General features: G+C 62.6%; 5 protein-coding genes. 3 read left to right on the forward strand and 2 right to left on the reverse strand.

Going from position 1 to position 12,419, the window contains the following annotated elements; genetic code table 11:
• Positions 1–16 precede the first annotated feature (16 nt).
• Both C9F12_RS14980 and mtnN read left to right on the forward strand, forming a co-directional pair.
• Positions 17–484 carry an S-ribosylhomocysteine lyase gene (locus tag C9F12_RS14980; RefSeq protein ID WP_108133369.1) on the forward strand — a complete coding sequence of 156 codons (468 nt, stop codon included), beginning with the start codon at positions 17–19 and terminating at the stop codon, positions 482–484.
• 28 nt (positions 485–512) lie between these two features.
• Positions 513–1,250 carry a 5'-methylthioadenosine/S-adenosylhomocysteine nucleosidase gene (gene mtnN, locus C9F12_RS14985; protein WP_108449404.1) on the forward strand — a complete coding sequence of 246 codons (738 nt, stop codon included), beginning with the start codon at positions 513–515 and terminating at the stop codon, positions 1,248–1,250.
• Between the two features lie 76 nt (positions 1,251–1,326).
• Here the strand turns inward: mtnN and C9F12_RS14990 are convergent, their stop codons facing one another.
• On the reverse strand, positions 1,327–5,535 hold the full coding sequence (locus C9F12_RS14990) for a hypothetical protein (protein WP_108449405.1): 4,209 nt from the start codon (positions 5,533–5,535) through the stop codon (positions 1,327–1,329).
• Between the two features lie 24 nt (positions 5,536–5,559).
• On the opposite strand from C9F12_RS14990, the gene C9F12_RS22620 reads away from it, so the two are divergent.
• Positions 5,560–6,141, forward strand: coding sequence for a hypothetical protein (locus C9F12_RS22620; RefSeq protein WP_162816499.1), 582 nt, complete (start codon positions 5,560–5,562; stop codon positions 6,139–6,141).
• A 95-nt stretch (positions 6,142–6,236) separates the two neighbouring features.
• Here the strand turns inward: C9F12_RS22620 and C9F12_RS15000 are convergent, their stop codons facing one another.
• Positions 6,237–12,305: a retention module-containing protein gene (locus C9F12_RS15000; RefSeq protein WP_162816500.1), complete on the reverse strand. Its 6,069-nt coding sequence runs from the start codon at positions 12,303–12,305 to the stop codon at positions 6,237–6,239.
• Positions 12,306–12,419 lie beyond the last annotated feature (114 nt).

Here is a 12,419-nt window from a genome sequence, read left to right on the forward strand (position 1 = left end):
ATCACGGAGACACTCCATGAGCGACAAGAAGATGAATGTCGAGAGCTTCAACCTCGACCACACCAAGGTTCGCGCCCCCTATGTGCGTCTCGCGGATATCAAGACCGGCGCCAACGGCGATCGCATCCACAAGTATGACTTGCGGATTTGCCAGCCCAACAAGGAGCACATGGAGATGCCTGCCCTGCACTCCCTGGAGCACCTGATGGCCGAGCTGTCGCGCAACCACTCGGACAAGGTTGTCGATATCAGCCCCATGGGCTGCCAGACCGGCTTCTATATCGCCATGATCAACCACGACGACTACGACGACGTGCTGGCACTGATCGAGGGTACGCTCAACGACGTGCTGTCAGCGACCGAAGTCCCTGCCTGCAACGAGATGCAGTGTGGCTGGGCCGCATCCCACAGCCTGGAAGGCGCCCAGGAGCTGGCAAAAGGCCTGCTGGCCAAGCGTGACGAGTGGCACCAGGTCTTCGCCTGAGCCGAGGCTCCACCTCAAGAGGAATCGCATGAAACGCATTGGCATCATCGGAGCCATGGCGCAGGAAGTCGCCCAACTGGCGGCCCAGCTGGAAGACGTCAGGACCCGCACCCACGTCGGCTCCACCTTCTACATCGGCCGCCTGCATGGGGTCGAGGTCGTACTGCTGCAATCCGGGATCGGCAAGGTCAACGCCGCCATCGGGGCGACGCTGCTGCTGGACAACTACCAGCCCGAGGCGATCATCAACACGGGTTCCGCAGGCGGGTTCGGCGAAGGACTGTCGATCGGCGACATGGTAGTGTCCAGCGAGGTGCGCCACCACGATGTCGACGCGGTGGTATTCGGCTACGAACATGGCCAGGTGCCCAATATGCCGGCGGCCTATCTCCCGGATGAACGCCTGGTTCGGGTGGCACGGGACTGCGTCGAAGGCATGGCTGAGGTCAAGGTGGTCGAGGGCCTGATCGCAACCGGCGACGTCTTCATGGCGTGCCCCGATCTTGTCTCTCGCACCCGCACCCGCTTTCCCACCATGCTGGCGGCAGAAATGGAGGCGGCCGCGATTGCCCAGACCTGCCATCTCTACGGTTGCCCCTTCGTGGTGATTCGCGCCTTGTCCGATATCGCCGGGCAAGGTGACAACCACCTGTCCTTCGAAGAATTCCTCGAGCAGGCGGCGGATCACTCCAGCCGCATGGTGACGGCTATGGTGCAACGACTGGCGTCACCGCAACCTGCGGTTGACCGACAGCAGCCGGCCTGACATTCCTGTCTCGCCAGAAAGCACTGCCGTCATCCTGCCAGCACGCCCGGCTATAGCCGGGCGCGCTGGCACTCGCTCACTCGATATCCGACTGTGAGCTCTCCAGCAACTTGACCAGAAAGTCGTCACTGCTTCCGTCCATGGACACCCCCGTCAGAGTCACCTGAACATCCGCATTGCTGCCGTCCTGCAAGAGCCCTCCATCGAGCTTTACGTGGACCACGGTGTCGTCGCCATCTGCGATGGCCAGGACCTTTTCACCACCTTCCAGATCATCGATGTCTTCGAGCAACTCTCTTAGATCCAGCATGTTGCCCGAGGCATCGACCGCAGTGGCGTGGGAGATGTCAGCGCTGGAAGCGGGCTCTCCCAGGTTCCAGGCCAGCTCATCCTCTTCCGCCAACAGCGGTAGCGCGGCTGCTCGAGTTGCCCCTCCCATCGCAGCCATGAAGCTCTCCGGATCGATGCCGGTGATGGTTGGCGTATCGTCATTGATCACCACCTCAAGCGTCCCGCTCGCCGTCGAGCCGTCCTTGTCGGTAATGGTGTAGCCCAACTCGAGCGCCAGATCATTTTCCTGGCCGCCCTCCGGGTGGTCCACATCCTTGCTCAGGTAGACCACCACATCACCGGTTTCGGCATCCGCCAGATTAATGGTCAAGACGCGCTCGCCATCAGCATCATTGCCCATCACGGTATAGCCGTCTGAACTCACCACAAACTCGACTGGAGAGTCTCGGCTGGTCAACTCAGGCAGCCCGTCGAGCTCCCAGCGGAAAGCACCCTGCTCGGCAGCTCCATCAGCCCCATAATCAAACCCGAGGTTGGCGCTCGCGCTGTCACTGGAGCTCTCCAGATCCCCTTCCCCACCCGCATTGCCCGTGGGCAACCCATCTTCGTTGACGGCGACGGATACCGACTCAGTGGAGGGATCCCCGTCCGAGTCTGGCGTTGCGGGTCCAGCGCCGTCCGTGATCACAACCTTTATGCTGCTCCTGGCTGAATCGCCCTCACTATCGATACCTTCGATCGTGAACTCCAGACAGGGATCCTGCGACTGGTCAAGTCCCTCCTTTGCCGTGAAACTCCAGGTACCGTCCGGTGCAACCACCAGGGTACCAGTGCCGGTGGCTATCTCCTCTCCCAGCGCAAAGGCATCGGTGACGCCGGGTATTCTTATCACGACGTTGCCCTCGTCTGCGCCGACTCCGCCGCTCCAGCTTCCTCCTTGAGTACCGCCCTCGACCATGCTTGCCGCATCATCATCGACAGTGGCTTCGATGACAGGACGATCATCGTCGACGGTCAGCACCAGGCTGCCCTTGGCCGTGTCGCCGTCGCCGTCGGTGACCTCGTAGCCCAGCGTCAGCACGATGTCGTCTTCGGTGGTCGGGTCCGAGTGATCCAGTCCCTGATGCAGCTCGGCTTCGTACTCGCCGTTGGCCGGGTCGGTCACCGTGACCGTCAGCACCGGCTCACCGGATTCGTCCACCCCGCTCAGGGTCAGGCCGTCGTCGGATACCGTCCAGCTGATCATCTCACCCTGGCTGGTCAGGATCGGCAGACCGTCGGTGGTCCAGCTGAAGGCGCCACTGGCCGCAGGGCCATCATCGCCGAAGTCGTAGTCGAGACAGCCGGTGATCACCACCTCGGTACCCGGGGCGTCGCCGGGTCCGCCGGCGATCCCCTTGGGCAGGCCATCCTCGTCGAGCAGGCCCTGGGGCGTCAGCGTCGCCGGATCGCCGTCACTGTCCGGCGTGGTCGGGGTGTCATCGGTGGCTGGCGGATAGCTCGCGGTGGTGCTGTCGCCATCACCATCGGTGATGGTGATCTCGAAACCCGGCGGCTTGGCGGGCGAGCCGTCGCCCGGCTCATCAGGGGTAAAGGTCCAGGTATTGTCCGGCTTGACCACCAGGGTGCCGCCATCGGTGTCAATCGGCGTGTCCAGCGGGTATTCGGTGTCATCGCCGGGCAGGGTCACCACAATCTCGGCCTGCTCGTCACCACCGCCGTCCTGGACCCAGGTGCCGCTCAGACTGCCGTCCTCGTTGGGTGCCTCGGGGCCCTCGATGGTCACCGTGGGCATATCATCGTCCACGGTCAGCACCAGGCTGCCCTTGGCCGTGTCGCCGTCGCCGTCGGTGACCTCGTAGCCCAGCGTCAGCACGATGTCGTCCTCGGTGATCGGGTCCGAGTGATCCAGTCCCTGATGCAGCTCGGCTTCGTACTCGCCGCTGGCCGGGTCGGTCACCGTGACCGTCAGCACCGGCTCACCGGATTCGTCCACCCCGCTCAGGGTCAGGCCGTCGTCGGATACCGTCCAGCTGATCATCTCACCCTGGCTGGTCAGGATCGGCAGACCCTCGGTGGTCCAGCTGAAGGCGCCGCTGGCCGCAGGGCCATCATCGCCGAAGTCGTAGTCGAGACAGCCGGTGATCACCACCTCGGTACCCGGGGCGTCGCCGGGTCCGCCGGCGATCCCCTTGGGCAGGCCGTCCTCGTCGAGCAGGCCCTGGGGCGCCAGCGTCGCCGGATCGCCGTCACTGTCCGGCGTGGTCGGGATGTCATCGGGGGCTGGCGGATAGCTCGCGGTGGTGCTGTCGCCATCGCCGTCGGTGATGGTGATCTCGAAACCCGGCACCTTGGCGGGCGAGCCGTCGCCCGGTTCATCAGGGGTAAAGGTCCAGGTATTGTCCGGCTTGACCACCAGGGTGCCGCCATCGGTGTCGATCGGCGTGTCCAGCGGGTATTCGGTGTCATCACCGGGCAGGGTCACCACAATCTCGGCCTGCTCGTCACCACCGCCGTCCTGGACCCAGGTACCGCTCAGACTGCCGTCCTCGTTGGGTGCCTCGGGGCCCTCGATGGTCACCGTGGGCATATCATCGTCCACGGTCAGCACCAGGCTGCCCTTGGCCGTGTCGCCGTCGCCGTCGGTGACCTCGTAGCCCAGCGTCAGCACGATGTCGTCCTCGGTGGTCGGGTCCGAGTGATCCAGTCCCTGATGCAGCTCGGCTTCGTACTCGCCGTTGGCCGGGTCGGTCACCGAGACCGTCAGCACCGGCTCACCGGATTCGTCCACCCCGCTCAGGGTCAGGCCGTCGTCGGATACCGTCCAGCTGACCGTCTCACCCTGGCTGGTCAGCACCGGCAGACCCTCGGTGGTCCAGCTGAAGGCGCCGCTGGCCGCAGGGCCATCATCGCCGAAGTCGTAATCGAGACAGCCGGTGATCACCACCTCGGTGCCCGGGGCGTCGCCGGGTCCGCCGGCGATCCCCTTGGGCAGGCCGTCCTCGTCGAGCAGACCCTGGGGCGTCAGCGTCGCCGGATCGCCGTCACTGTCCGGCGTGGTCGGGGTGTCATCGGTGGCTGGCGGATAGCTCGCGGTGGTGCTGTCGCCATCACCGTCGGTGATGGTGATCTCGAAACCAGGCACCTTGGCGGGCGAGCCGTCGCCCGGCTCATCAGGGGTAAAGGTCCAGGTATTGTCCGGCTTGACCACCAGGGTGCCGCCATCGGTGTCAATCGGCGTGTCCAGCGGGTATTTGGTGTCATCGCCGGGCAGGGTCACCACAATCTCGGCCTGCTCGTCACCACCGCCATCCTGGACCCAGGTGCCGCTCAGACTGCCGTCCTCGTTGCGTGCCTCGGGGCCCTCGATGGTCACCGTCGGCATATCATCGTCCACGGTCAGCACCAGGCTGCCCTTGGCCGTGTCGCCGTCACCGTCGGTGACCTCGTAGCCCAGCGTCAGCACGATGTCGTCTTCGGTGGTCGGGTCCGAGTGATCCAATCCCTGGTGCAGCTCGGCTTCGTACTCGCCGCTGGCCGGGTCGGTCACCGTGACCGTCAGCACCGGCTCACCGGATTCGTCCACCCCGCTCAGGGTCAGGCCGTCGTCGGATACCGTCCAGCTGATCATCTCACCCTGGCTGGTCAGGATCGGCAGACCCTCGGTGGTCCAGCTGAAGGCGCCGCTGGCCGCAGGGCCATCATCGCCGAAGTCGTAGTCGAGACAGCCGGTGATCACCACCTCGGTGCCCGGGGCGTCGCCGGGTCCGCCGGCGATCCCCTTGGGCAGGCCGTCCTCGTCGAGCAGGCCCTGGGGCGTCAGCGTCGCCGGATCGCCGTCACTGTCCGGCGTGGTCGGGATGTCATCGGGGGCGCCCGCCAGACGGTCGTCTTGCAGATCTCCATCATGACTATTGGCTCCCCCCGCCCGGGGTAGCACCTCATCGGGGGGCAGCGGGCCGAACTGATACTTGAGTGGCGTAATTTCTTCCACAATCCTCAGAAGTCGAACGAATTCATGCCCTTCGTTACCATCACCCACGCCTCCCGGAGAACCGGACTGGGGAAAAATATCTGCATCGTTCGAACCACCTCCATCAAGCGCCTGCAGAAGATGATCGAGCCTTTCCCCTTCGAGTGGCTCGCCCGACTGAAAATCACTCCCATCCCCCTGACCAAAGGGTATGCTCAACTTCTGATTTGCATCGACGAGGAGCAACTCCCCCTCTTTTCCCCAATCTATTCGAGCCATTCCCGTCGGCCCTGTTACCAGAACACACCCTTCCTCAAGGCGATCCCCTACCTCGGCTACCGTCAGGTTTCCATCGGCGTCTTTAATCCAAACGTCCCCGGAAACGGCGACAATTACGGCATCTTCCATGATACTTTCCCTTTACCTGACATGTTTGCATCCATACAACACAAAATATGTAAGGCAAGGGGTCACACACACTGTACTCAAGGACAATCTTTACATAAAAAGAGAAAAAACCATCGAATCAGCAAAACAAAATACAACCATCATTCCAAAAAAACCCACCATTGGGTGATACTGCCTACGACCTTCGCTATCGGCACTCGTCGCATCCATTACCGGTAGCCATCGGAAACCGAGCTTGGCAAGAGTGTTTACCTTTCAAATAGCGCACATAAAAAAGGCCCGGCATCGCCAGGCCCATTTGCAAGAATGTGACTTCAGTCGACAATCAATTGCCCATCATCAATCATCTGCTGCAGTACCTGCTCACCACTTCCAGCAGCCCTGAGACCACCCAGCTCGATGGTCAGGTCAGCGTTGTTCCCGGACGCGTCGATTCCGCCATCGGTCTTGATCTTCAGAAGGATATCCTCGCCTTCGTCGACAGCCACCAGATAGCTGGACAGGTCCGACGCAGCGCCATCGATCAACAGACCGCTCAGATCGAGCTTGTCAGCTTGATCGGTGGTTCCGAGAGTGAAGTCCTCTATACGATCAACAGAAGGCGCCTCGGCGTCTGCTGCATCCCATACAAATTGATCACTATCTAGGCCTCCCCACAGCACATCATCCCCTTCACCACCCACGAGCACATCCTGCCCTGCCCCGCCTATCAGGACATCATCGCCCTCTTCACCATATAGCTCATCGATACCACCGTCCTGGCGCTCCAGATTCATCAGTGAATCTACGTTGGCCAGAACATACGCCTTGACTTCATCAGCCGTTGGCGCTGTGCCATTGCCAAAATCGGGAGACCACTTCAGAAACTCATAGAGGCCTTCATAGCCTAGACCATTGTGCTCTCCCGATGAAAACTCCTCCCCGGAATCGCCATTAACCCACTCGAGATCATCGGAGTTGACCGTGTCTCCGAATACAAGATCATCCCCCGCCCCTGCAAATACCTGGTCACTGCCCAAGGGTTCTAGATCCGAGGTACTTGACCCCGTATCAAGAGCAAGATTCAGATCTTCCTCGGTGTTGACCACGTTGATCTCACCGGCACTACCTGTGTAGGTATTGCCGTCTTCCAACACCGTCTCGACGTCACTCGCCAGGATGTCGGTATTGTCAAAATGGCGAATGTAGTCGACCAGACTATCTTCCCCTATGCCGATCCCGTGGACCGAATCGGCCACTTCCAACAGCGCTTCGAAGGACGCCACCGACTCCTCCACCGCCGCAAGAGAACCGGGCTCCAGCGGATCCGGGATCACCAGCTTGCCATCCTCATCCAGCCAGATTGTCGGTAGCCCGTCGGTGACAAAGACCGCCGTCGACTCGAAGCTGTTGATGTCCGCCATGCGGGTAAGGAATTCACTGCTGGCAACGAAGCCTGCATCGAAGTTGGTGGACCCTTTGGCTTCCATACCGAGGATATAGGCCCTGGCCGCAGCCAGGTCAGCACTACTGAAGTCTTCGAACACGACAGGATTTCGCGCTACGCCATCGAAATCGATCAGCTGGAGGTTCAAGGTACCTTCGAAGTCTGCCAGGGTCTCGAGCTGTCGCAACATCGCCGCCTTGAGCAGTTCAAGGCGGGTATAGTTACCCGTTCCATCCGGCCTGGCGGTATCGACCTCCGCATTCATGCTGACCGACGAGTCGAGGATGAAAGAGAGGTTATAGTTGCCCGCAGGGTCGATGATAATCGTTGCTCCGCCCTTGTCCGCAATGACAACGTCGTCGCCCCCACCCGTGGTGATAGCATTGTTGGCATTGTTGCTGACCACGAATTCGCCCGGGCCTGCCAGAACCAGGGAAAGGTCACCCGGCGCCTTGTCACCATCGCCATCAGCAGCCTCGAGTGGCAGCAGCACCTCTGCGTCTCCTGGAGCAGCACCACTGACGATGCCGACGCTGCCAAGGCCAAAGGGTTCACCGTTCCCGCCTTCGATGATGATGGCCTGGATGCCCTCGGCGCTGTTGATGACAAAGGACCAGCCATCCTGCAAGCCTTCGACCCTGAGATCCCCATCGATGACATCGATCTGCACTTCCGAGGTCACATCTACGCCCCGTTGATCGAGAATGCGCAGGTCCCCGGCCGACAGCGGCAGAGGCGCGTCTTCCCCCTGCTGCGACGAGTAGGCCCGGGCGCTGAGCACAAGGGTGGCTCGCGCATTATCAGCGCCAGCGATCTCGACACTCTGGAGAAACTCGCCGACGCGCACGTGAGAGTCCCACGACACCACACCGCCGGTTTCCTCGGCCCCCGCGACCATATCGACACGCAGCTGGTCTCCATCCTCAATCAGACCCGGACCGACAGTGAGCGTCCCTCCGGCAGTCGCAACGCCGGCCACCGCAGAGAACACCAGCTGCACATCTAGATCGCTCTCGGAGACATCCAGCACACCCTGGGTCGCGCTCTCCGAAATGGCGGTCGCCACGATGTCACCATCAAGCCGAGTGAAGACAGACAGCTCACCTTCCTCGACGACCAGACGGGCCTGATTGCCCGATTCATCCAGCACCACGCTGAAGCCTGCCTGCCCGGTCGCCGTTACCGCATCCAGCTCGACCCCATTGTCGGCCAGCCTCCAGGACAGTGGTCCGCCATCCAACATGATGACGTTGCCATTGACGTCTTCCACCGGCGCCCCATCCAGCGCACCGTCGAAGCGGATAGGCGCCCCTTGCCCATCCGCGCCGTACCCGCCCGGCAGCACCAGATCACCAGTGCTGCCATTTTCAAGCAGTAAAGCTTCCGAGACGATGCCCTCCGGCGCATCATCATCGATGCGAATGTCGAGCTGGCCAGCTGCCTCGCTACCGTCAACATCGGAAACGGTATAGCCGACCGACATGGCCAGATCGTCCTCGGTGGAATTTTCCGGATGGTCGAGCGGACGCAGCAGGCTAACCTCGAAGGCGCCGCTGGCAAGGTCTGTCAGCGTGATGCGCAGCGCCTCGTCGCCCGCTGCCGTGGCCGCCACCAGGCTCAGGCCATCATCCGACACGGCGTAACTCAGCGTCTCACCGTTGGAGCTCAACGCAGGCAGGCCCGCCAGTGACCAGGCGAAGGCACCGCTGGCTGCCGGCCCGTCATCGCCGAAGTCGTAGCCGAGCACACCGGTGATCACCGTGGCCTCACCAGCGACATCGCCATCACCGCCGGGGTTGCCGCCATCCAGGCCGTCCTCGTCGAGCACCACCTCGGCAGGCGCCGCATCCGGATCGCCTCCGTCGGTGGGCGTGGTGGGACCCGAGGCGTCCAGGATCTCGCCACTGATATCCAGTTCGACGACGTCACCATCATCATCGGTCACGCGAAGCACGACATCGACGTTCTGCGGCGTACCGTTGTCGAGCCCGCTGGCTGCCGTAAAGGACCAGCTGCCGTCGCCTCTCAGGGTCAGGTCGCCCTGCGCCAGGGTCAACGTGGTCTGCTCGTCACTGCCAGGCAGACTGGTGAAGCTCAGGGGCGCCCCATTGATCAGTACGTCGATGACGGAGAGTCCATCCGCGCCGGGGCTCAGAGACCAGGTGCCTTCGACGGTGGCGCCCTCGACCACCTGGATAACGCCTGAGCTGGCGTTGGCGTCGATCAGGGTGTCCCCCGTGGTCACAGACGCCACCGGGGTATCATCATCGATGCGAATGTCGAGCTGGCCGGATGCCTCGCTACCGTCAATATCGGCAACGGTATAGCCGACCGACATGGCCAGATCATCCTCGGTCGAATTTTCCGGATGGTCGAGCGGACGCAGCAGGCTCACCTCGAAGGCGCCGCTGGCAAGGTCTGTCAGTGTGATACGCAGCGCCTCTTCGCCCGCTGCCGTGGCCGCCACCAGGCTCAGGCCATCACCCGACAGGGCGTAACTCAGCGCCTCACCGTTGGAGCTCAACGCCGGCAGGCCCGCCAGGGACCAGGCGAAGGCGCCGCTGGCTGCCGGCCCGTCGTCGCCGAAGTCGTAGCCGAGCACACCGGTGATCACCGTGGCCTCACCAGCGACATCGCCATCACCGCCGAGGTTGCCGCCATCCAGGCCGTCCTCATCGAGCACTACCTCGGCAGGCGCCGCATCCGGATCGCCTCCGTCGGTGGGCGTGGTGGGACCCGATGCGTCCAGGATCTCGCCACTGATATCCAGTTCGACGACGTCACCGTCACCATCTGTCACGCGAAGCACGACATCGACGCTCTGCGGCGTACCGTTGTCGAGCCCGCTGGCTGCCGTAAAGGACCAGCTACCGTCGCCTCTCAGGGTCAGGTCGCCCTGCGCCAGGGTCAACGTGGTCTGCTCGTCACTGCCAGGCAGACTGGAAAAGCTCAGGGGCGCCCCATTGATCAGCACGTCGATGACGGAGAGTCCATCCGCGCCGGGGCTCAGAGACCAGTTGCCTTCGACGGTGGCGCCCTCGGCCACCTGGATAACACCTGAGCTGGCGTTGGCGTCGATCAGGGTGTTCCCCATGGTCACCGACGCCACCGGGGTATCATCGTCGATGCGAATGTCGAGCTGGCCGGATGCCTCGCTACCGTCAATATCGGCGACGGTATAGCCGACCGACATGGCCAGTTCGTCCTCGGTGGAATTTTCCGGATGGTCGAGCGGACGCAGCAGGCTCACCTCGAAGGCACCGCTGGCAAGGTCTGTCAGGGTGATGCGCAGCGCCTCGTCGCCCGCTGCCGTGGCCGCCACCAGGCTCAGGCCATCCCCCGACAGGGCGAAATTCAGCACCTCACCGCTGGAGCTCAACGCCGGCAGGCCCGCCAGTGACCAGGCGAAGGCACCGCTGGCTGCCGGCCCGTCATCGCCGAAGTCGTAGCCGAGCACACCCGTGATCACCGTGGCCTCACCAGCGACATCGCCATCACCGCCGGGGTTGCCGCCATCCAGGCCGTCCTCGTCGAGCACCACCTCGGCAGGCGCCGCATCCGGATCGCCTCCGTCGGTGGGCGTGGTCGGGACTGTTGCGTCGAAGATCTCGATACGCTGGAGAGCATCGGTTTGATCACCGTCCCCGTCGGTCTGTACCAGACTGAACTCCACCGACGGAAATGTGCCCTGATCGAGTCCGACGGCAGCGGTGAACGACCAACTTCCATCTGCCTCCACGATCAACCGTCCTTCCTCGAGCACGATCTCCTGTCCCAGCGCAAAGGACTCATCGATGCCAGCGACCGACACAACGAGGCTAGCGACACCATCGGCACCATCGACGGCGCTCCAGCTCCCCTCGATGGTATTGCCTTCCCCCACCTCGGCGGGACCGCCCAGCTCGATGCCGGGAACGTCGTCGAGAATCAGCACATCCAGGCTGGCAGTGCGGCCGTCACCATCGACATCCGTCACCGTCACTTCGATCTGCTCCAGGAAGCCGCCATCGGTCGCCCCCTGCGTCTCGTCATTGTCGACGGTATTGGTCAGCTCAAAGTGGTAAAGCACGGCCCCGCCTGTGGCATCACCCTGAAAACCATCCAGCCAGAGGATGCCATGGGGCGTATCGAGGGACCTGGGAGTCCCCTCCAGGGCCTGAAGGTCCGCCAGCGTCAAGGAGAGCGTCCCTCCCAACGTCAGCGTGCCTAGGCCGTCGGGAGTGTCGAAGTTGAAGCTGCTGGACTGCTGCAAGGCGTCTGTTGACGGCTGACTTCCCTGGGCCAGTCCCGACTCACGCACCACCAGCTCAGCGCCTTCCAGCCCCCCCGGAAGATCACCGCCTTCAGGGGCGATACCGGAGCCATCTGGACCACCTTCCAGCCCACCAAGGCTGACATCGTTGTCCTCTCCCTCTTCGCCTTCCTCCTCGCCGGGGTTGTCACCATCGACGATATCCCCCAGGAATAGCCGGGGTTCCTGACCATCGGCCGAGTCCAGGCCGTACTCGAAAGCGAGTGGAGAAACCTGCTCGAGAATACGCAAAAGACGGACGAAAGAATGCCCATTGTCGTTGCCGGGGCCAGCACCGGGACCCGCGTCAGGGTCCTCGAACACATCGAAGAGGTCCCGGCCCGATTCCAGCACTTCGAGCACCTCATCCAACTGCTCGTCTTCCAGCAGTGAAGCCTGAATCAACTCGGCCGGTGCATTCTGCGCAAGAAGCAACTCATCGGACGGAAGCGATTGGGCGTCGCCTTGACCCATCGGCATATCCATTATCTCGCCTGATTCGAGCACCAGGGGTACCTGTCCGGAACTTGACGAGACAACCACCCGCCCATCATCTCCGGCGACAAGACGCTGCCCTGGCTGCAGCACGTCGCCGGGCCTGGCCACCCGATGTTCGCCTGCCTGGTCGACAATCCACACACTTCCTGCGGTAGCAATGATATTCATGGGTTTAGCCCCGTGTTTTCTGCTTATTGGGTTTCCACAGAAAATAGGGACGGCCCCGTGCGGGCGATACTGTCTAGTAGGTCAAGTGGGAGAGTTCCCCATCGGAACAACCCA

The sequence above is a fragment of the Halomonas sp. BN3-1 genome (assembly GCF_003056325.1).
GTDB lineage: Bacteria > Pseudomonadota > Gammaproteobacteria > Pseudomonadales > Halomonadaceae > Halomonas > Halomonas litopenaei.

Coding starts and splice junctions, on each gene's coding strand:
- C9F12_RS22620 (WP_162816499.1), top strand. CDS start 5,560: ATGCCCTTCGTTACCATCACCCACGCCTCCCGGAGAACCGGACTGGGG.
- mtnN (WP_108449404.1), top strand. CDS start 513: ATGAAACGCATTGGCATCATCGGAGCCATGGCGCAGGAAGTCGCCCAA.
- C9F12_RS14980 (WP_108133369.1), top strand. CDS start 17: ATGAGCGACAAGAAGATGAATGTCGAGAGCTTCAACCTCGACCACACC.
- C9F12_RS15000 (WP_162816500.1), bottom strand. CDS start 12,305: ATGAATATCATTGCTACCGCAGGAAGTGTGTGGATTGTCGACCAGGCA.